This is a genomic window from Leucobacter sp. USCH14 (genome assembly GCF_037619215.1).
In the GTDB taxonomy this organism is placed as follows: domain Bacteria; phylum Actinomycetota; class Actinomycetes; order Actinomycetales; family Microbacteriaceae; genus Leucobacter.
In genome coordinates, this window is the sequence record NZ_JAQPZP010000002.1 from 131185 (window position 1) to 150700 (window position 19516).

Here is a 19516-nt window from a genome sequence, read left to right on the forward strand (position 1 = left end):
GCTGCGCGACGGCATGATGTATCAACACCCTCCTGTCACAGAAATCCTGTGGCCGTGAAGTCCGAAGGAGGTGGGTCAATAATGCATCCGTACGAACTGATGGTGATCCTCGATCCGGGTATCGACGAGCGCACCGTGGCCCCCAGCATCGAGAAGTTCCTCGGCGTCATCCGCGATGCGGGCGGCGAGATCGAGAGCACCGATATCTGGGGCAAGCGCCGTCTGGCCTACGAGATCAAGAAGCAGTCCGAAGGCATCTACGTCGTGGTGAACTTCACCGCGTCGCACGAGGCCACCGCTGAGCTCGATCGCCAGCTGGGTCTCTCCGAGGCCGTGCTCCGCACCAAGGTGCTGCGCTCCGACGAGCTCATCGCCCAGCGCGCAGAGCAGAAGAAGCGCGACCAGGCCAAGGCTGCTCGCGCAGCAGCGAAGGTCGGCGCCTAGCTCATGGCCGGCGAGCCGCTGATCACAGTCGTCGGCAACCTCGTTGCCGACCCGGAACCGCGCGTCAGCCAGGCGGGAAAGTCGTGGGTGACCTTCCGGATCGCCTCGACCCCCCGCGTGCGCGACCGTCAGTCGGGTGACTGGTCGGACGGCGAACCGCTGTGGCTCGGATGCCGCGCATACGGCGAGTACGCCGACAACATCGCGGCATCCCTCACCAAGGGCATGCGCGTCATCGTGCAGGGCCGCCTCACCCAGCGCAGCTACACCGACAACCAGGGCCAGCAGCGCACCTCTCTCGACCTCGAGGTCGAAGAGGTCGGCCCGTCGCTCCGGTTCGCCACAGCACAGGTCGCGCGCGGCCAGGCTCGTGGTCAGGTCGGCGGCTTCGGTGGCGCGAACTCGGGTGGAAACCAGCCCGCCGGGCAGAGCAGCTGGGGCCAGCCCGCAGCTCCTCAGCAGCAGGACAATCCCTGGACCAATTCGGGTCAGGGTCAGTCAGGCGGCGGTTTCGGCGGCGGTTTCGACGACGAGCAACCCTTCTAAACTTCTTGATCCGGCTCAGCCGGAACGCATCACGAAAAGAGACCAATTATGGCAGGCAAGTCCAGCGGCACAGCCCGCAAGCCGGGTCGCGGTAAGAACGCCAAGACCCTCGCACCCGCGAAGAAGCAGACCGTCGGCGTCATCGATTACAAGGATGTCGCAACGCTCCGCAAGTTCATCTCCGAGCGTGGAAAGATCCGCGCCCGTCGCATCACCGGTGTGTCCGTTCAGGAGCAGCGACTCATCGCGAAGGCCGTGAAGAACGCCCGCGAGATGGCTCTCCTCCCCTACGCCGGTTCCGGCCGGTAAGGAGCAGAGAAATGTCTAAGGTAATCCTCACGAACGAGGTCCAGGGCCTCGGTTCCGCCGGAGACGTCGTCGACGTCAAGACCGGCTTCGCACGCAACTACCTCGTCCCCCAGGGGTACGCGGTGCACTGGACTCGCGGTGGCGAGGCCCAGGTTGCGCAGATCCGCGCTGCGCGCGAGGCTCGTGCGCTCGCATCGGTCGAAGAGGCTCAGGCCCTCAAGGCCAAGCTGCAGGAGGGCAAGATCCGCCTCCTCACCAAGACCGGAAACGGCGGTCGTCTGTTCGGTTCGGTGAAGCCCGCTGCAGTTGCAGCTGCGGTCTCCGAGGCCGGAATCGGCGAGATCGACAAGCGCAAGATCACGCTCCCCTCGATCAAGACCACGGGCGAGTACGAGGCCGTCGTGCACCTGCACGAGGGCGTCGACGCCAAGGTCACGCTGCAGGTCATCGCTCAGCGATAACGCTCTCGCGCACGACAACGGCGGGACGCCGGCTCGGTTCTCCGGGTCGGCGTCCCGCCGTTGTCGTGTGCAGAAGCCATGCCGCGGAGGCGCTGGTCGCGATTGCCGGGCGGCGTGGTGGAGTCGTACAGCTCGCTGAACGAGTCGTGAACACAGCGATTCGAACGCTTCGGAGAATTGCTATCAATGGCGAGTTCCCCGCCGCAAGTTCTCCACACTTCGGGCGTTTCATCAAGCCTCAAGGTGTACCTGAAGCTTGAATAACTTTTCTCCTGTGGAGATTATAAATCGCAGGTCAGCCGCCATAAAAACATTCTGATCCACAAGCCATCCACAAGTTGTCCCCAGGAATGTGGACAACGTGCGGCTCAAAGCGGTGACTTGTCCACCGAGTTATCCACAGGACGCTGCACGTGTGGAAGAGCACCGTTTTGACCACCGACGTTCGAGCCCTACCGTGAATGTCCGGGGTCTGGTGTCTGATCGATCAGTAACCGAATCCATCGCTGTGAGAGGAAGTCTGCGCGTGTCAATTGCACACCTGGGTATCCCGGATCCCTTCGTCGACGACGACTCCCGGGGGCACGAGCGAACTCCTCCCTACGATCTTCTGGCGGAGCAGAGCGCACTCGGCGGCATGCTGCTGTCGAAGGACGCCGTCGCAGACGTTACGGGTCTGCTGAAGGGCTCCGACCTCTACGTGCCCAAGCACGAAGTGATCTATGAGGCCGTACTCTCGCTGTACTCCCGCGGCGAGCCCACCGACGTCATCACGGTCACCGACGAACTGACGAAGAGCGGTGAGCTGCAGCGTGCCGGCGGTGCGGAATACCTGCACACGCTCACCAGTATCGTGCCGACCGCAGCGAACGCGAGCTTCTACGCGGAGATCGTCGCGGAGAAGGCGCTCCTCAGGCGACTCGTCGAGGCCGGAACCCGAATCGTGCAGATGGGGTATGCCGGTGAGGGCGAGGCGATCGACCTCGTCAACGTCGCTCAGTCCGAGATCTACGGCGTCACGGGGGAGAGCCAGGGAGAGGATTACGTGCCGCTCCACCTCGCCGTGGATGCTGCGCTCGAGGAGATCAACAAGGCGAACGGTGCGGCGGATGGCATGCTCGGCGTGCCCACCGGCTTCAGCGAGCTGGACGCCATGACGAACGGGTTCGCGGGTGGCCAGATGATCATCATCGCCGCTCGACCCGCCATGGGTAAGTCGACGCTCGCCATGGACGTCGCGCGCAACGCGTCGGTGCACGCGAACGCTCCCACCGTGTTCTTCTCGCTCGAGATGGGCCGCGCGGAGATCGCGATGCGTCTGCTCGCGGCGGAGGCGAGCATCCCGATGCAGACGCTTCGCAAGGGTGCGCTCGACAACCGCGACTTCCAGAAGCTCGCGGCGACGCAGGCACGCGTGGCCGAGGCGCCGCTCTACATCGACGACAGCCCGAACCTGACGCTCGTCGAGATTCGCGCGAAGTGCCGTCGTCTGAAGCAGCAGCACGGGCTGCGCATGGTCGTGATCGATTATCTTCAGCTGCTCTCGAGCGGCAAGAAGTCGGAGAGCCGTCAGCAGGAGGTCTCGGAGTTCTCGCGAGCCCTCAAGCTGCTCTCCAAGGAGCTGGATGTGCCGGTCATCGCGCTCTCGCAGCTGAACCGAGCCTCGGAGCAGCGCGCAGACAAGATGCCGGCCATCAGCGACCTCCGCGAATCGGGATCGCTCGAGCAGGACGCCGACATGGTGATCCTGCTCCATCGAGAAGCGGTGGGGGATCGCGACAGCCCACGAGCGGGGGAGGCCGACTTCATCCTCGCCAAGCAGCGCAACGGCCCCACGGGCACCGTGACGGTCGCATTCCAGGGGCACTACTCGCGCTTCCAGGACATGCCGCAGGTGTGATCCTCGGGCGTGACCATGCCCGGCCCGTCCGGTAGATTCAGAAGTCTGCACCGGCGGGCCGATTTGAAGGACACTGTATGAACGCTATGAACTCGCTGCCATCGGCGTCCCAACGCAAGGCCACGCAGCGAACGCCGGCGTGGGCGAGAATGCTGCTCTTTGTCGTGGTGACCGCACTCATCGTTGGCGCTGGTGTCGTCGGCGTCGGAGTTGGGACACACCTCGGCGCCGAGGAGGAGCGATCCGTTCAGGTCCTCCGGTCTGTGAAAGGTGAGGAGCAGGTCATCTTGGTCACCGCCGGACTCAGCGAGATTAAGCCTCAGAAGGAGAACCAGAACTTCTTCGGTCTCTTTGACATCCCGTTCTCCGACCGCGAGGTCTTCATGCAGTACGACTTCGACGCGAAGTTCGGCATCGAAGGCAAAGATGTCGAGATTCGTCCCACGGGTGAGATGACCTACACGATCGAGATCCCCGAGTTTATCTTTTTGGGTTATAACGACCCCAACTTCACTGTCGCGACTGAATCGAACGGCATTCTGAGCTGGGTCACCCCGGAGATCGACAAGACCGAAGCTATCGAAGAGATACTCACCGATGCCCAGATCACCGAGCAGGTTGCGGAGTTCCGGCCGCTCCTCGAAGCGCAAGCAGAGACGTTCTATACGCGGATCGTCAGTAGTATCGAACCCGATGCCGTCCTCACGTTCGAGTTCGCCGAGTAGCTCGCCCAGAGACGAGGAGCTGAGGTGACGAAACAGGAAGCGCCGAACGGCGCTGAACCCGTGCCCGACCCCGCTGAGGCGGCAGAGGCGACCGGTGAGTCCGTACGGAAGATCGATGAGCGCGCATTCCTCGAAGCGAACGCAGAATCCAAGTCGGCGTATGGTCGGTTCAACCTCGCCGTCATCGGCGGTTCTGGCGTCGGGAAGTCCTCGCTGGTGAATGCCGTATTCGGGAGAGACTGGGCGAAAGTGGGCAAGGGTCTCCCCGTGACTCGTGGCGTGCAGTTCTATCACGACGATTCGCTTGGCATCTGGGACGTCGAGGGTTTCGAGATCGGTTCTCCGGTATCGCCCGCGGAACAGCTCAGGGCGCACCTTGCGATGATCGCCGAGCACCCGGCCGATCGCCAGATTGCTGTCGTCTGGTATTGCGTGAAGGCGAACGACGACAGACTGACTCCGGCGGACATCGCGATGATTCGGGAGCTCGACGCCGCAGGCCTCCCAGTGATTCTTGTGCTCACAAAGGTCGATTGGATCAAGAACCCCATCACCGGTCAGCGCGGTGCGGCGAAGGACGTACAGGCGTTCGTCGACTGGCTCGAGAGTCCTGTCAATGACGCGACGGGCGAACCGCTTGACATCCCGTATCAGCGCATTGTGCTGGTTTCTACACGCGACAAGCACGGGAAGGGTAAGGGGCATGGCCTCGGTGAGCTCGTAGCGGAGACCCTCGCACTCTCGCCCGAAAACGAGAAGGACGCGTTTCGCGTCGCCCAGCGACTCAATCTTCCCTGGAAGAGGGAACTGGCCCGTCCCGTCATCACATCCGCTTCGGGAGCAGCCGCAGCGGCAGCAGCAGTCCCGGTTCCCATTGCGGATGCGGCCATTCTGGCGCCGATCCAACTCGGAATGATGGGGAGGATCTCGGCCATATACGACCTGGACATGAAGACGATGATGTCCGCCGGGGCGCTAGCGCAGGTCGGTGTGCAACTGGCCGGCAGGGCGCTTGCGAGTAGCCTGCTCAAGATCATCCCCGGGGCCGGAAACGTCATGAATGCCGGAATTGCCGCGGCGCTGACCGCGGCAACGGGGGAGGGCTGGATGCGAATGTGCGAACAGGTGCACACCGGCAAGCTCGACGGGGACAAGATCAGCGACTCTTGGGGGGAGTACGTCCCCGGGTTCCTCGACGTCGCTCGTAAGATCGCCGAACGACGGCTCGGAAAGTCGTGACAACGCCGGCGATCGGCCGATGCTCGCGATCCGCGGAGAATCGCACACGGTGACGGCCGAGGGCTGAGGGCTAAGCCCACTCCCGCGGGGATTCTGCTCAGCGAGGCGGGGGTAGACTGGGGAAGAGCGAGAAAGGGGTGTCATGCCTGCTGCAGTTTCGACAACTGCGGGATCGTCGACTCCCGAAATCCCCGTCTCACGCCCGGTCAAGCTGGTGCGCGTCGCAGTGCTTCTGCTCTCGGGGATCGCCATCGCATTCTCGGCGACGCTCCACGAGCAGCTCCCGTTCGATCTCGGTATGGCCGCCATCACGATCGGCGCCATCGGCATCGCCCATCTCCTCGAGTGGTGGTCGTGGCGGGCGAACGGAGGAAACCCGCTTCCGCTGCTGCTCGGCCTCGTCTCGGTGGCAGCAGCGCTCGGGCTCGCGTTCGCGGGCGCCGTCGTCGCCTTTGCGATCATCGTCGCCGCATGGGCGCTGCTGAGCGCGCTCCTCGAGTTCGTCGGGACGACCGTGCGCCCGGGGAGCAGGCAAGACGCAGTATTCCTCGGAGCGATCGGCATGCTGCTCGCGCTGCTCGTGATCCTCGTGCGCGACGATCAGGTCGCCGTGCTGGGGTTCCTCGGAGCGTACGCGGTGCTCGCAGGAGTCTTCCTCGGCATCTCCGCCTTCGACACACGCCGAGTGCACTCCCCTCGCGACGCCGCCGCCGGCAACCGTTGACCACACCCGAGCCTTCCGAAAGCAGACGATGACCCAGCCCCCCGAGCCCGCCAATCAGGAACCCGTGACGCCGTCGCGCCGTGACCGCCTGAAGCCGCTCGAGCTCATCGGCTTCTCCGTGGTCCTCGGCCTCTTCGCCGGCGTCGTGGTGCTGCTGACGACGCGGGATCTGATCCTCGCGGCCGTCTTCCTGGGCATCGGCTTCATCGTCTCGATCATGATGGTCGCGCTGGTCGGGCTCGGCGGCAAGCCGAGTCAGGACGACCTCGATGCGCGCAAAGACCTGCAGCAGCCGAACGACAAGCCCACCTGGCACTGACGCTCTCGTCGTCACCTCGACGAGCGTTCAGCACGGCGCGCTGTGGAACGTCACCTGCGGCTCGTGGAGGGGAGAAGTCGTCGAGGCGGACGGGGGAGTCGCCTCCCACCGTCCGCGATCCCGCGCCCCGAAGGGCACGAGCTACCGCTGCAGGTAGTCGACGAGCCGCACGGCGTCTCCGATGTACGTCGCCGGGGTGAGAGCGAGCAGTCGCTGCTTCGCGTCGTCGCCGATCTCGAGCCCCTCGACGAACTCCACGAGGTCCGACTGCCCGATGCGGCGACCGCGCGTGAGCTCCTTCAGGGCCGCATAGGGGTCGCTGATCGATGAGCGGCCGGCGGTGACCTCGGCGCGGATCACGGTCTGGATCGCCTCGCCGAGCACCTCCCAGTTGGCGTCGAGATCGGCGGCGAGCACCTCGGGCGCCGCATCGATCTGTCCGAGCCCCTTCAGGATGTTGTCGAGGGCGAGCACCGAGTGGCCGAGGCCGACGCCGATGTTGCGCTGTGCGGAGGAGTCGGTGAGGTCGCGCTGCCAGCGGCTGGTGACGAGTGTCGCCGCGAGCGAATCGAGGATCGCGTTCGAGAGCTCGAGGTTCGCCTCTGCGTTCTCGAAACGGATCGGATTGACCTTATGGGGCATCGTCGAAGACCCGGTGGCGCCTGCGACCGGGATCTGCCGGAAGTAGCCGATGGAAATGTAACTCCAGATATCGGTGGCGAGATTGTGCAGAATGCGGTTCGCGTGAGCAATGCGCGTGTACAGCTCCGCCTGCCAGTCGTGGGATTCGATCTGCGTGGTGAGCGGATTCCAGTCGAGGCCGAGCCCCTCGACGAACTCCTGCGACACCTGCGCCCAGTCGGTATCGGGGTCAGCGGCGAGATGCGCCGCGAAGGTTCCCGTCGCGCCCGAGAACTTGCCGAGGTACTCGATGTCGTCGATCTGGTTGAGCTGGCGCTCGAGCCGGTGCACGAAGACGGCGAGCTCCTTGCCGAGCGTCGTCGGGGTCGCGGGCTGGCCGTGCGTGCGGCTCATCATCGGGAGCTCGCGGTACTGCTCGGCCTGCCGCGCGAGCTCGGCGATGACCTTCTCGAAGCGCGGGCGCCACACCTCGGCGATCGCCTGCTTGACGGTCAGTGCGTACGAGAGGTTGTTGATGTCCTCGCTGGTGCAGCAGACGTGGGTGAGTTCGGCCAGACGACCGAGGCCCTGCGATTCGAGACGGGCGCGCACCAGGTACTCGACCGCCTTCACGTCGTGCTGCGTCGTGCGCTCCGTCTCCGCGAGCTCGTCGATCTCGGCCTGACCGAAGTCGGCCGCCCACTCCCGCAGCGCAGCGACCTGATCGGCATCGATGGGGGAGCCGCCGAGCAGCGAGTGCTCGGTGAGGTGGATGAGCCACTCGACCTCGACGTGCACGCGCGCTTTATTGAGACCCGCCTCGGAGAGGGTGTTGCCGAGTTCGGCGACCGCAGCGCGGTAGCGTCCGTCGAGGGGGCTGATGGGCTGCGTGGGGAGCGGGGTCATGTGAGCCTCTCGGAATCGGGATCGCGGTCCGTCGACCATTCTCCCACGCCGCCCGCCCGTGGACGTGGCGCCGAATGGCGGCTCAGCCGACCTTCTTCCGAGAGGTTCCGAGCAGGCCGTTCAAGATTCCCGAGAGGATCGACAGCACGAGTGCCGCGAGCACACCCCACCAGAAGCCGTCGAGACGCAGGCCGAACCCGGCCAGGTCGGAGAGCCATGCGACGACCGCCAGGAGCAGTCCGTTCACGATGAGACCGAAGAGGCCGAGCGTCAGGATGTAGAGCGGGATCGAGACGAAGCGCACGACCTTGCCGAGCGTGCCGTTGACGAGGCCGAACACCAGCGCGACGAGCACCAGGGTGATCACCTGGCCGGAGCCGTCCGCGTTGATCGGATCGATCCACACGCCGTGGTTCCCGCTGCCGCCCACGATGAGCGTGGTGAGCCAGAGAGCGAAGGCGTTCACGAGGACCCGGATGAGCGTGCGCATGCTTCGATTCTCCCACCCGCCCGAGCGCTCCGACGAGAGGAAAGATCCGCCCGTCGGCGGACGGCCTTGAGCGCCGATCACGCGGATTGCTAAGCTTCGCATTGCCTGTGAGTTTTCCGAGGGGACGCGTGTGTGCGGAGAACTTCGTCGCCGATCGAATGGAGCCGCCCAACGTGTCCAGCACGGACGATCCTCACCCCGAGTACCGCTCGCCGCACCCGCCGGCACCCGAGACTCCCCAGACTCCCTCAATGGCCGGTCAACCGGGAGCGGAGCCGCATCACCATGCTCCTCCACTGCCGCCCCCCGCTCCGCGCAACCCGGCGGTCGCCGCCTACCTCCGGGCGATCTGGAGCGCCGCGGGCCTGCGGACCCTGGGGTGGCTCGCGGGAGGCGTGCTCGCAGCGGGGGTGACGAGTGCACTCCTGCTCATCGTCGCAGCGTTCGCCTCGGACCCGGGGGGCGCTGCGCCCGACCTCGGGCAGGCGTTCCTCGGACTGCTCCTGGCCCTGGGTGCGGCGCTCGGCGGTGGTATCGCGGTCGACGCGAGGATCGACGAGTCGTTCATGAGTGCGAGTGCTGCGGGGTCTCTGTCCGTCGTGCCGCTCGGCACGGTTGCCATCATGATCACCGGCACTGCGCTGATCGCGCGTTGGCGAATGCGGCACGACCGCGTTCTGGCGCCGAATCTCGGGGCAGAAGCGGCGCGCGCCGCTATCGAGGCCACCGTGATCGCGCTTGTCGTCACGCTGGTGACGGCGTTCGCGAGGTTCGACGGGCTTTCGCTCAGCGCTGGATTCAGCGTGCGCACGCAAGCCGGGCTGGTCTTCCTCGTCGTGCTGCTCACCGTGTCGCTCTCGCTGTTCATCGCCCGCACAGCGCTGCGGCGTGAAGTCACCGCCGTGCACGACGGAGCGTGGATCTCCGGCCTGCGCGAAAGCGGAATCGCCCTCGTCGTGCAGTTCGCGGCGTTCGGCGCCGCCGCGCTCGTGGTGCTCGCCGTGCTCTCGGTGCAAGCGGAATCGCTCGCGCCGATCCTCGCCGGGATGCCGCTGCTCGGCAATCTTGCGGCGATGATCGCTGCCCTCGGGCACTTCGGAGGCGTCAGCCTGTCGGTCGCATCGTATCCCTCGATGAGCACGAGTGCGTTCGACGTTCCCGACGGATACGGCATCTGGTCGATCGTCGTTGCGCTCCTCGCACTCGTCATCGCGGCCGCCATGATCGGAGTTCGTCGCCCGCGGGCGCAGGCTCCGGTGTGGGGCCGCGTCTGGCAGATGCCGCTCATCGTTCTGGGCGCGTGGTGCGTGCTCGCGTTCGGGGTGGCCGGCGCCTCGGTGCGCGGCGAGGTGCTCTCACTCGCGAGCCTCGGCTCAGGCGGAACCGTGAACGTCTCCTGGTGGAGCCCGTTGGCAGTCGGAATCGGGGCCGGGCTTATCTCCGTCGCAGCCGAGTTCGCGCCGCTGCTCGCATATCGCATCTCCCCCGCATTGCTGGTGCTGTTCGGCGGGCGCGGGAACGCGCACGCATGGATCACCGGCGCGAGGAGGCCGGCCGCGCCCGCGCCTGCTCCCGCAGCTGCATACGCAGCGGACGCATCACCCGCGCCCGCGGTCGCGTATGAGGCTCCGACAGCCGCACCCGGAGCGGCAGCGGGCGGGCAACCGTCCTTCGAACTGCCGCCTCGGCAGCCCATGGCGCCGAGCACCAAGCGCGCGCTCATCGTCACCGGGTCGATCGTCGGCCTCGTCGTGCTGCTCGGTGTGGGCGCGGCGGTCACCGTGTCGGTGCTCAATCAGCAGCGCGACCCGGCGCAGGCGGTGGAGCAGTACCTCGAACTCCTCGCGGAGGGCGAAGCCGAACAGGCGAACGAGCTCGTCGATCCCGGACTGCAGAATGCGGATCGTGAGCTGCTGACCGACGAGGTGCTCGGGTCTGCCGAGACCCGCATCGAGATCGTGGATGTGGAGACCACGGATCGATCCGATTCGGGTGCGACGGTGGACGCGACGCTGGCGCTCGACGGCGAACGATTCGAGAAGACGTTCTTCCTGTCGCCGGGGCCCAAAGAGTTCGTCGTGCTCGACACCTGGACGCTGGAGGATTCGCTCGTCGCTCCCGTGACGTTGAGCGCCGAAGGCCTGGAAACGGTCACCGTCGGTGCAACAGACGTGGCGCTCGAGAGTGACGGCGGGTACGGCTACGCCAGCCGTTCCCTCTACGCCTATCCCGGTGTGTACCCCGTGACGGGCCCGGGAAGCGCCTTCATCACGCCGTCGCAGGAGAGCCTGCGGGTGACGCCCGGCGGCGGCCTCGGCGAGGGGGTCACCATCACCGTCGCCCCGAGCGAGGCGTTCGAGGAGGAAGTGCTGCTGCAGGTGCAGAATCGCATCGCGCAGTGCGTTGAGATTCCCACCAACATGGACGACGTCTGTCCGTACGTCACGCGAGACGATGACCTCGCAGAGATGAAGGTCGTCGCACAGCCATCGGGCTTCGACGACATCTCGCTCGACAGCTTCACGTCGGGAGAGGGCACCATCGCAACGCGCTCCAATCCCTCCATGTTCGACGAGGACCCGGAGCTCGAGGAACACACGGTCAGCGTGTGGGGCACGATCAGCATCGAGGACGGCAAACCCGTGATCTCCGATATCTATATCGCCAGCGGCTGGTAGCGGTGCAGCGGCGCGGCCTGATCACTAGACTCACTTGTCATGAGTGAGCAGGCCGTGCCCCCCGTCAGATTCCGCGCGGACGTCCTCGCCGTTCCGGCCTATCGTCAGGGCGCAGCGCCGACGAAGCCGGGATTCAAGCTCTCGAGCAACGAGAACCCGTTCGCGCCGCTTCCCGGCGTGCTCGATGCGATCGCCCGGCGCGCGGACGTCAATCGCTACGCGGCGGTCGCGATGCCCGAGCTCCGGGAGACGATCGGTGCGGAGTTCGGCGTGGATGGCGCGCACGTGCATCTCGCCGCCGGCTCCGTCGCGATCCTCTTCCAGCTCGTCCAGGCGACTGCCGCTGCGGGCGACGAGTACCTGCACGCGTGGCCGAGCTTCGAGGCCTACCCCTCACTCGGTCTCGCTTCGGGTGCCGTGGCGCGCAGGGTTCCGCTCACCCCGACCGCCGAGCACGACCTCGAGGCGATGGCCGACGCGATCACCGAGCGCACCCGGGTCGTGCTGCTCTGCACGCCCAACAATCCGACCGGGCCGACGATCCGCCGTACCGACTTCGACCGCTTCATGACGCGAGTGCCTTCGGACACCCTGGTGGTGCTCGACGAGGCGTACCGCGAATTCGTCACCGATCCGGACGCGGTGCGCGGTGAGGATGTGCTGCGGCAGCACCCCAATCTCGTCGTACTGCGCACCTTCTCGAAGGCGTACGGGCTCGCCGGGCTTCGCATCGGCTACGGCGTCGGCGATCCGGCGATCTTCGCGGCGGCGGCCAGCGTGGCGATTCCGCTCTCGGTCACGGGGATCGCGGAAAGCGCCGCCCGCGCATCGCTCACCCCCGAGGCGCGCGCCGTGCACGTGGAACGCGTGGCCGAACTCGCCGAACGCCGTGATGCGCTCGCCGCAGCGCTGCGGGACTTGGGTCTCGCGATTCCGCAGGCGCAGGGCAACTTCGTCTGGATCCCGGAGACCGGGGAAGCGCCCGGAGGCGTTGCGGATGCGCTCGCGCTCGCCGCAGACTTCTCCGAGGCCGGCACGCTCGTGCGACCCTTCGGCGGCGTCGGCGTGCGCATCTCAGTCGGTGAGCCGGAGAGCGTGCCGGTCGTCATCGAGATCGTGCGCCGCCATCTCGCGAAGCGGTAATCGCTGCACCGCGACTCCGCGGGTATATCCCGCCGTGCGCAGCGCCACTCATTACACTGAGTCGAGATGAGCGAACAGAGCACAGAGCGCTTGCTGCGCGGCGACGACCCCGAGCCGATCCGCTTCTTAGACGCGGAGGGCGGCTACGCGCCGTCGGACACGGCGGCCGAGTACGCGGCCGAGCTCGAGGGCGTGGGCGTCGAAGACTTCATGCAGTGGTACCGCGACATGGTGACGACCCGCGCCTTCGACACGGAATGCACGCATCTGCAGAGGCAGGGTCAGCTCGCCCTGTGGGTGCCGAGCGTCGGCCAGGAGGGGTGTCAGGTCGGGCTCGTCCGTGCGACCGAGCCGCAGGATCACGTCTTCCCGGCGTACCGCGAGCACCTGGTCGCGCACGTGCGCGGCGTCGACCTGCTCGACATCGCAGCGCAATTCCGCGGGGTGACGCACGGGGGGTGGGACATCACCGACCCCTCCAACGGCAACGTGCACCTCTACACGCTGGTGCTCGGCTCCCAGACGCAGCACGCCACGGGCCATGCGCTCGCGCAGGTGCTCGATGCGAAGCGCCGCTCCGGCAGCACCGCGCTCGACGCCGGCGAGCCGGGGACCCCGACCGGGGAGGCCACGATGGTCTTCTACGGCGACGGCACCACCAGTCAGGGCGATCCGAACGAAGCGATGATCTTCGCCGCGAGCTATCAGACGCCCGAGGTGTTCGTCGTGCAGAACAACGGGTGGGCGATCTCGGTGCCGGTGGCGCGCCAGTCGCGCACTCCGCTGTACCGCCGAGCCCTCGGTTTCGGCCTCCGCGCGGTGCAGATCGACGGCAACGACCCGCTCGCGGCCTTCGCCGTGGGGCGTCGATTCATGCGCCTCGCCCGTGAGGGGCGGGGTCCGGGCTACATCGAGGCGCTCACGTACCGCATCGGCGCGCACACCACCGCCGACGACCCGACCCGCTACCGCCCGGAGGGCGAGCTCGAAGCGTGGCGGCTGCGCGACCCGATCGCGCGCCTCGAGGCGCACCTGCGCAGCCTCGACGTCGACGACGCCTTCTTCGCAGAGGTCGCCGAGACCGCGGATCGGCAGGCGAAGGTCGTGCGCGATCAGATCCTCACGCTTCCCAAGCCGCACCCGGAGTCGATGTTCGCGCACGTGTACGCCGAGCCGCACCCGCGCATCGACGAGCAGCGCGCCTGGTTCACCGAGTACGAATCCTCGTTCGAGGGGGGCGCCGCATGACCGAGATCCAGACGCTCGCGAAGCGCGCCGAACTGCCCATCGCGCGGGCGATCAACGAGGGCCTGCGCACCGCGATGGTCGAGAACGACCGCGTGCTGCTGATGGGCGAGGACATCGGGCCCCTCGGCGGGGTGTTCCGCGTGACCGACAAGCTGCAGGCCGATTTCGGCTCGGCCCGAGTGCTCGATACGCCGCTCGCGGAGGCGGGCATCGTCGGCAGTGCGATCGGACTGGCGCTGCGCGGCTACCGCCCCGTGGTCGAGATCCAGTTCGACGGGTTCATCTTCCCCGCGTTCAACCAGATCACCACGCAGCTCGCGAAGATCCGCGCGCGGCACGACGGCACGGTGAGCATGCCGATCGTCATCCGCGTGCCGTACGGCGGGCACATCAACTCGATCGAGCACCACGAGGAGAGCCCCGAGGCGTACTTCGCGCACACTGCGGGGCTGCGCGTCGTCGCGCCGTCGACGGCGAACGATGCCTACTGGATGATCCAGCAGGCGATCGCCTCGGACGACCCGGTGCTGTTCTTCGAGCCGAAGGCGAAGTACTGGCACAAGGGGGAAGTCGATCCGACGGCCCCCGCCGCCGCGCTGCACGAGAGCCGAATCGCCCGCGTCGGCACCGACTGCACCGTCGTCGGATTCGGGGCGATGGTCACGACCCTGCTGCAGGCGGCCGAGATCGCGCAGTCGGAGGGGACGAGCCTCGAGGTGATCGACCTGCGCACGGTCTCTCCCATCGACTACGAGCCGGTGCTCGCATCCGTGCGCAAGACGGGACGCCTCGTCGTCGCTCAGGAGGCGTCGGGCAACGCCAGTGTCGGCAGTGAGATCGCGGCGACCGTCGCCGAACGCGCGTTCTACTCGCTGCAGGCGCCCGTGCTGCGCGTCTCGGGGTACGACGTCCCGTTCCCCGCGGCCGCCATCGAGCCGCTGTTCCTCCCCGACGCCGACCGCGTGCTCGAGGCCGTCGACCGCACGATGCACTACTGACCCCGAACTGACTGCAGGAGTTTTCATGAGCGAGATGACGTTCCCCCTCCCCGATGTCGGAGAGGGACTCACCGAGGCCGAGATCGTCACCTGGCACGTCGCCGCCGGCGATACGGTCGCGCTGAATCAGGTGATCTGCGAGATCGAGACGGCGAAGTCGCTCGTCGAGCTGCCCTCCCCGTTCACCGGCGTCGTCTCCGAAGTGCTCGTCGAGGTCGGTGTCACCGTGCCCGTGGGTCAGCCGATCCTGCGCGTGAGTGTGGAGGGCGAGACTGCCGGGGATGCATCGGGTCTCGGCGGGGAGAATCCCGTCGCGCAGGATCCCGCGACGCCGACCAGCCCGCTCGATACCGAGGAGACCCGCGACGTCGTCGCGGACACCGCCGCCAGTGTCGCTCACGAGGACGGCGAGGCCGGGGCGGTGCTCGTCGGCTATGGCACCGGAGGTGCGGTGAAGTCGCGCCGCCGCCGCGGGGGAGAGCCGCTGCTGCGCGGCAACGCGGGCGGCACGGACGCGAATCGAGGCGCTGCAACGGGTGGCGGCGCGGCCGCGGTTCGCGGGCCGCAGGCGGGGTCGCACGCCGTGATCCCGGTCGCGGAGTCGTCGCCCGTGATTGCGAAGCCGCCGATCCGCAAGCTCGCAAAAGATCTGGGCGTCGATCTCACGCGGGTGACCGGCACCGGCATCGCCGGCGAGGTGCTCCGCGACGACGTCGTGCGCGAGGCGTCGCAGGCCAGCGTCTTCCGCAACCTGTCGACTCCGGAGGCGGCGGAGGCTCGGGAGGAGCGGATTCCGCTCAAGGGCATTCGCAAGATGACGGCGCAGGCGATGGTGACCAGCGCCTTCGAGGCGCCGCACGTGAGCGTGTTCACCGACGTCGATGCGACGCGCACCATGGAGTTCGTGAAGCGGCTGAAGAGCTCCACCGACTTCGCCGGCGTCAAGGTGTCGCCGCTGCTCATCTTCGCGAAGGCGATGCTCTGGGCGGTGCGGCGCAACCCCGAGGTGAACGCGACCTTCACGGACACCGAGATCATTCGACACAATTTCGTGAACCTCGGGATCGCGGCGGCCACGCCCCGCGGACTCGTCGTGCCGAATATCAAGGATGCGCAGGATCTCAGCCTGCTCGATCTCGCCCGCGCGATCGAGCAGCTGACCATCACGGCGCGCGACGGGCGCACCCAGCCGAGCGACATGGCGCGGGGCACCATCACGATCACCAATATCGGCGTGTTCGGCATGGATTTCGGCACGCCGATCCTCAACCCAGGCGAGTGCGGCATCATGGCGATGGGCACGATCCGTCAGAAGCCGTGGGTGGTCGACGGCGAGGTGCGGCCGCGCATGGTGACGACGGTCGGCGGATCCTTCGACCATCGGATTGTCGACGGCGATGTGATCTCGCGCTTCGTCGCCGACGTCGCGTCGGTGCTCGAGGAGCCTGCGCTGCTGCTCGATTGAGCCCGGGACGGGTCACGCGTGCACGCGTTCGCTTGCCGCTTCGTGGCTGCGCGGCTCCAGCTGGAGCGTGACGTGCTCGGTGTCGAAATGCTCGTGCAGGCAGGCGCGCACCTCGTCGAGGATCGCGTGGTAGCCGCGCTCGCTCCACGCGGCGTCGGCTACCGTGACGTGGGCTGAGAAGGCCGGCACCCCCGAGGTGATGGTCCACGCGTGCACGTCGTGCACGTCCTCGACCCCGGGCACCGCCCGCATGTGCGTGCGCGCGGCGTCGACATCGATGTTCTTGGGCGATGCTTCGAGCAGCACGCCGACGACGTCTCGGAGCAGGCTGATCGCTCGCGGGAAGATGAGGAGCGCGATGAGGATCGAGGCGATCTGGTCGACCGCGTTCCAGCCCGTGAGCAGGATGACGATTCCGGCGGCGATGACGGCGACCGATCCGAGCAGGTCGCCGAGCACCTCGAGGTAGGCGCCCCGCACGTTGAGGCTCTCGCGCTGACCCGACTGCAGGATGAGCAGGGAGATGAGGTTCGCGAGCGCTCCGATCACGGCGGCGACGAGCATCGGCCCGGAGTGCACCTCGACCTCGGAGCCGAAGCGCGCGATGGCCTGAGCGAGGATGACGATCGCGATGACCCCGAGCACGATGCCGTTGACGAGTGCGGCGAGGATCTCGATCCGCAGGTAGCCGAAGGTGCGCTTCGATGTGGCGGCGACGCCCGCGATGAGGCTCGCGATGAGCGCGATCGCCACTCCCGTGGCGTCGGTGAGCATGTGCCCGGCATCCGCGAGCAGGGAGAGCGAGTTCGAGACGAAGGCGCCGATGAGCTGTACGACGAAGACCGCGAGCGTGATCCCGAGTACGAGCACCAGTCTGCGGCGGTGCTTCGCCGTGCCGGTGGCCGCGCCCTGAAGGCCGTGATCGTGGGCGTGCGCCGTTCGGGGATTTGCGTCTTCCCCCGGTCGGGTGGGGTGCCCGGCGCTGAACTCGGGTTCGCAGGCGTCGCTGCTCGCGTGCGGCTCGGACATGGCGGCTCCCTCCCCGGTCGATGCAATCGAGCATACCGCCCGGGGGTATCTTTAGTCGAGGCTTGCTCGGCCGGCAGGTCCGTCCTGTGACGGCCGGCCTCGATCCTGCCACTACGCTCGATGTATGACTACCGCAGCACTCTCGATCGGCTTCGTCATGCTGCACACCTCGCCGCTCGATGTGCCGGGCACCAAGGATGCGGGTGGAATGAACGTCGTCGTGCGCGCCCAGGCCGAAGCCCTCGCGCGCGCCGGGCATCGGGTGCGCATCTTCACCCGGCGCAGCGACACGGAGACGCCGGCTCGCGTCGAGCTGATGCCGAACCTGACCGTACTGCTGCTCGACGCGGGCGCCCCTCGCCTGTTGGCCAAGGGCGAGCACGAGCAGGTGATGGAGGAGTTCAGCCGCCTGTTGCTCGACGAGCTCGCCGATGACCCGGTCGAGGTCCTCCACGCCGAGCACTGGTTCTCGGGCATCGCCGCTCTGCCCGTCGCACGTGACCGCGGCATCCCGCTCGTGCAGAGCTACCACTCGATCGCCGCACCGCCCGAGTCGCCGATCGGCGACGGCGAGCGGCCGGAGTCGCCCGGGCGACTCGCGGGTGAAGCTCGGCTCGCGGCCGAGGCCGACCTCATCATCGCGGTGAGCGACGCGGAGCGGGCGACCGTGCTGGAGCGGCTGAAGGGCGATCCGGATCGTGTGCGCGTGGTGCCGCTCGGCGTCGACACCGAGCTGTTCCACCCGTGCGACACGGCCGAGTGCGAAGAGCAGCGCGACTGGCTGCGCGGCGGCGGGCGGCCCGAGGTGATCCTCGTGGGTCGCCTCCACCCGCTCAAGGGGTTCGACCTCGCGATCGAGGCGATCGCTCGGTTGCCGCGGGCCGAGCGGCCGACGCTGCGCATCGTCGGGGCGCCGCCGCCGGATGGCGATGCGTACGCCCGAGCCCTGCACGAGTCCGTCGTGGCGCACGGCATGCTCGGCACGACCGCGTTCGAGGGCGCTCTGCGGCGTCGGGAGCTGGCGGAGCGCATTCGTTCAGCCAGCGTGATGCTCGTGCCGTCGCACACCGAGACGTTCGGTCTCGTCGCGCTCGAGGCGGCTGCATCCGGGGTGCCCGTGATCGCGCGCAACGCGGGCGGGCTGCGGGAGGCGGTCGTCGACGGCACGACCGGTGTGCTGGTGACGAGCGACGACGCAGAGGTGTGGGCCTCGACGATCCGGGAGATGCTCGCCGACGCCCCGGGTCTGAAGCGCATGGGAGATGCGGCTCGCGCGCACGCGGTGGAGCGCAGCTGGCAGGCGTCCGCCGACCGTCTCGTTGAGGTCTACCGAGAAATCATCGCCCGCGAGATCTAGCGGGAGACGAGCGTGGTCTCGAACGAGTAGAGGTCGGGGCGATAGCAGTGATGCCCGGCCTCGATCACGCTCCCGCCCTGATCGAAGGCGACGCGATCCATCGTGAGTACCGGGCTGCCCTTCGCGAGATCGAGCAGTTCGTGCTCGTCGCTGTGGGTGCGTCGCGCGCCGATCGTCTGATTCGCGATCTTGATCGCGATGCCTCGCGCCCGCAGCATCTCGTACAGACCATGCGTCTCGAGGTCTTCCAACGTGATGTCCGCGTACTCGGGCGGGAGCAGGTTCTCGAGGATGGCCATCGGCGTGCCGTCCGCGCTGCGCAGGCGCCGTATGCGCGTGATCTCGGTGCCCACCGCGACCCGGAGCCGCAGTGCCGCATCCTCGTCGGCGGGGATCCTGTCGAGCGAGAGCACTCGGGTGCTCGGGTGATGGCCTGCGCGCGTGAGGTCCTCCTGCAGGCTCGTGAGTTCGACCGGCCGGCTCACGCGCGCCTGCACGACCTGGGTGCCGATCCCGCGCCGTCGAACGAGGAGTCCCTTGTCCACGAGCTCTTGGATCGCGCGGCGCACCGTGGGCCTCGAGAGCCCGAGGTGCTGCCCGATGGCGATCTCGTTCTCGAGACGGGCCCCGGCGGGAATGACGCCGTCGCGGATCGCTCGCTCGAGGCGGCTCGAGATCTGGAAGTACAGCGGGATGGGGCCGCTGCGGTCGAGGTCCGTGAAGAGCTCGCTCGGCCAGACGGGTTCAGTACTCATGCGGTGCTCCTCGGCGCTGGGGTGGCACGCGGATCGAAGGCGGTGGGCCGCGAGCGACCCCTTTGTGATGACAACATTACCCCCCTCATTCCACCGTACGAGGTTCCGCGCCAGTTCGTGCTATTGTTAGGACAAATGCAGCGGTGCACGAGGCCCGCC

Annotated in this window: 19 protein-coding genes; 15 read left to right on the forward strand and 4 right to left on the reverse strand. The window is 67.3% G+C overall.

Annotated elements, in window-relative coordinates:
• Positions 1-81: 81 nt before the first annotated feature.
• The 9 genes from rpsF to PQI23_RS02965 all read left to right on the forward strand — a co-directional run bounded on the left by rpsF (position 82) and on the right by PQI23_RS02965 (position 6667).
• The gene (gene rpsF / locus PQI23_RS02925; protein ID WP_339971386.1) at positions 82-444 is read left to right on the forward strand and encodes a 30S ribosomal protein S6; all 363 of its coding nucleotides are present in this window, start codon (positions 82-84) and stop codon (positions 442-444) included.
• Positions 445-447: 3 nt separating this feature from the next.
• Positions 448-990, forward strand: a complete 543-nt coding sequence (ssb, locus tag PQI23_RS02930) for a single-stranded DNA-binding protein (RefSeq protein ID WP_339971387.1) — start codon at positions 448-450, stop codon at positions 988-990.
• Between the two features lie 48 nt (positions 991-1038).
• On the forward strand, positions 1039-1299 hold the full coding sequence (gene rpsR, locus PQI23_RS02935) for a 30S ribosomal protein S18 (RefSeq protein ID WP_010155628.1): 261 nt from the start codon (positions 1039-1041) through the stop codon (positions 1297-1299).
• Between the two features lie 11 nt (positions 1300-1310).
• The gene (gene rplI, locus PQI23_RS02940) at positions 1311-1760 is read left to right on the forward strand and encodes a 50S ribosomal protein L9 (protein ID WP_339971390.1); all 450 of its coding nucleotides are present in this window, start codon (positions 1311-1313) and stop codon (positions 1758-1760) included.
• A 526-nt stretch (positions 1761-2286) separates the two neighbouring features.
• The gene (gene dnaB / locus PQI23_RS02945) at positions 2287-3660 is read left to right on the forward strand and encodes a replicative DNA helicase (protein ID WP_339971391.1); all 1374 of its coding nucleotides are present in this window, start codon (positions 2287-2289) and stop codon (positions 3658-3660) included.
• A 77-nt stretch (positions 3661-3737) separates the two neighbouring features.
• Positions 3738-4385 (forward strand): hypothetical protein, encoded by a 648-nt coding sequence (locus PQI23_RS02950; protein ID WP_339971393.1) that lies wholly within the window; start codon positions 3738-3740, stop codon positions 4383-4385.
• A gap of 60 nt (positions 4386-4445) precedes the next feature.
• The gene (locus PQI23_RS02955; protein WP_339971395.1) at positions 4446-5624 is read left to right on the forward strand and encodes a GTPase family protein; all 1179 of its coding nucleotides are present in this window, start codon (positions 4446-4448) and stop codon (positions 5622-5624) included.
• A gap of 142 nt (positions 5625-5766) precedes the next feature.
• Positions 5767-6348 (forward strand): hypothetical protein, encoded by a 582-nt coding sequence (locus tag PQI23_RS02960; protein ID WP_339971397.1) that lies wholly within the window; start codon positions 5767-5769, stop codon positions 6346-6348.
• Positions 6349-6376: 28 nt separating this feature from the next.
• Positions 6377-6667: an ABC transporter ATP-binding protein gene (locus PQI23_RS02965; RefSeq protein WP_339971399.1), complete on the forward strand. Its 291-nt coding sequence runs from the start codon at positions 6377-6379 to the stop codon at positions 6665-6667.
• 141 nt (positions 6668-6808) lie between these two features.
• Here the strand turns inward: PQI23_RS02965 and purB are convergent, their stop codons facing one another.
• Positions 6809-8194 (reverse strand): adenylosuccinate lyase, encoded by a 1386-nt coding sequence (gene purB, locus PQI23_RS02970; protein ID WP_339971400.1) that lies wholly within the window; start codon positions 8192-8194, stop codon positions 6809-6811.
• An 82-nt stretch (positions 8195-8276) separates the two neighbouring features.
• Positions 8277-8684 (reverse strand): phage holin family protein, encoded by a 408-nt coding sequence (locus tag PQI23_RS02975; protein WP_339971402.1) that lies wholly within the window; start codon positions 8682-8684, stop codon positions 8277-8279.
• 251 nt (positions 8685-8935) lie between these two features.
• Between PQI23_RS02975 and PQI23_RS02980 the strand changes: the two genes are divergently transcribed.
• The 5 genes from PQI23_RS02980 to PQI23_RS03000 all read left to right on the forward strand — a co-directional run bounded on the left by PQI23_RS02980 (position 8936) and on the right by PQI23_RS03000 (position 16216).
• Positions 8936-11362 (forward strand): hypothetical protein, encoded by a 2427-nt coding sequence (locus PQI23_RS02980; RefSeq protein ID WP_339971404.1) that lies wholly within the window; start codon positions 8936-8938, stop codon positions 11360-11362.
• Positions 11363-11401: 39 nt separating this feature from the next.
• On the forward strand, positions 11402-12505 hold the full coding sequence (locus PQI23_RS02985; protein WP_339971406.1) for a histidinol-phosphate transaminase: 1104 nt from the start codon (positions 11402-11404) through the stop codon (positions 12503-12505).
• Between the two features lie 66 nt (positions 12506-12571).
• The gene (locus PQI23_RS02990) at positions 12572-13753 is read left to right on the forward strand and encodes a thiamine pyrophosphate-dependent enzyme (protein WP_339971408.1); all 1182 of its coding nucleotides are present in this window, start codon (positions 12572-12574) and stop codon (positions 13751-13753) included.
• Positions 13750-14751, forward strand: a complete 1002-nt coding sequence (locus PQI23_RS02995) for an alpha-ketoacid dehydrogenase subunit beta (protein ID WP_339971410.1) — start codon at positions 13750-13752, stop codon at positions 14749-14751. Before PQI23_RS02990 ends, PQI23_RS02995 begins: the two co-directional genes overlap by 4 nt.
• Before the next feature lie 25 nt (positions 14752-14776).
• A complete protein-coding gene (locus PQI23_RS03000; RefSeq protein ID WP_339971412.1) occupies positions 14777-16216 on the forward strand; it encodes a dihydrolipoamide acetyltransferase family protein in 1440 nt (479 codons plus the stop codon).
• Between the two features lie 12 nt (positions 16217-16228).
• Here PQI23_RS03000 and PQI23_RS03005 read toward each other — a convergent pair whose 3' ends face one another.
• Positions 16229-17245: a cation diffusion facilitator family transporter gene (locus tag PQI23_RS03005; protein ID WP_339971414.1), complete on the reverse strand. Its 1017-nt coding sequence runs from the start codon at positions 17243-17245 to the stop codon at positions 16229-16231.
• Positions 17246-17369: 124 nt separating this feature from the next.
• Here PQI23_RS03005 and PQI23_RS03010 point away from each other — a divergent pair, with 124 nt between their 5' ends.
• The gene (locus tag PQI23_RS03010; RefSeq protein WP_339971416.1) at positions 17370-18602 is read left to right on the forward strand and encodes a glycosyltransferase; all 1233 of its coding nucleotides are present in this window, start codon (positions 17370-17372) and stop codon (positions 18600-18602) included.
• Here the strand turns inward: PQI23_RS03010 and PQI23_RS03015 are convergent.
• Positions 18599-19357, reverse strand: a complete 759-nt coding sequence (locus PQI23_RS03015) for a GntR family transcriptional regulator (RefSeq protein WP_339971418.1) — start codon at positions 19355-19357, stop codon at positions 18599-18601. The genes PQI23_RS03010 and PQI23_RS03015 overlap by 4 nt on opposite strands.
• Between the last annotated feature and the right edge of the window lie 159 nt (positions 19358-19516).

Excerpts from the sequence above, each read along its gene's own strand:
- rpsF (WP_339971386.1), top strand. The coding sequence starts at position 82 with ATGCATCCGTACGAACTGATGGTGATCCTCGATCCGGGTATCGACGAG.
- ssb (WP_339971387.1), top strand. The coding sequence starts at position 448 with ATGGCCGGCGAGCCGCTGATCACAGTCGTCGGCAACCTCGTTGCCGAC.
- rpsR (WP_010155628.1), top strand. The coding sequence starts at position 1,039 with ATGGCAGGCAAGTCCAGCGGCACAGCCCGCAAGCCGGGTCGCGGTAAG.
- rplI (WP_339971390.1), top strand. The coding sequence starts at position 1,311 with ATGTCTAAGGTAATCCTCACGAACGAGGTCCAGGGCCTCGGTTCCGCC.
- PQI23_RS02950 (WP_339971393.1), top strand. The coding sequence starts at position 3,738 with ATGAACGCTATGAACTCGCTGCCATCGGCGTCCCAACGCAAGGCCACG.
- PQI23_RS02960 (WP_339971397.1), top strand. The coding sequence starts at position 5,767 with ATGCCTGCTGCAGTTTCGACAACTGCGGGATCGTCGACTCCCGAAATC.
- PQI23_RS02965 (WP_339971399.1), top strand. The coding sequence starts at position 6,377 with ATGACCCAGCCCCCCGAGCCCGCCAATCAGGAACCCGTGACGCCGTCG.
- purB (WP_339971400.1), bottom strand. The coding sequence starts at position 8,194 with ATGACCCCGCTCCCCACGCAGCCCATCAGCCCCCTCGACGGACGCTAC.
- PQI23_RS02975 (WP_339971402.1), bottom strand. The coding sequence starts at position 8,684 with ATGCGCACGCTCATCCGGGTCCTCGTGAACGCCTTCGCTCTCTGGCTC.
- PQI23_RS02980 (WP_339971404.1), top strand. The coding sequence starts at position 8,936 with ATGGCCGGTCAACCGGGAGCGGAGCCGCATCACCATGCTCCTCCACTG.
- PQI23_RS02985 (WP_339971406.1), top strand. The coding sequence starts at position 11,402 with ATGAGTGAGCAGGCCGTGCCCCCCGTCAGATTCCGCGCGGACGTCCTC.
- PQI23_RS02990 (WP_339971408.1), top strand. The coding sequence starts at position 12,572 with ATGAGCGAACAGAGCACAGAGCGCTTGCTGCGCGGCGACGACCCCGAG.
- PQI23_RS02995 (WP_339971410.1), top strand. The coding sequence starts at position 13,750 with ATGACCGAGATCCAGACGCTCGCGAAGCGCGCCGAACTGCCCATCGCG.
- PQI23_RS03000 (WP_339971412.1), top strand. The coding sequence starts at position 14,777 with ATGAGCGAGATGACGTTCCCCCTCCCCGATGTCGGAGAGGGACTCACC.
- PQI23_RS03005 (WP_339971414.1), bottom strand. The coding sequence starts at position 17,245 with ATGTCCGAGCCGCACGCGAGCAGCGACGCCTGCGAACCCGAGTTCAGC.
- PQI23_RS03010 (WP_339971416.1), top strand. The coding sequence starts at position 17,370 with ATGACTACCGCAGCACTCTCGATCGGCTTCGTCATGCTGCACACCTCG.
- PQI23_RS03015 (WP_339971418.1), bottom strand. The coding sequence starts at position 19,357 with ATGAGTACTGAACCCGTCTGGCCGAGCGAGCTCTTCACGGACCTCGAC.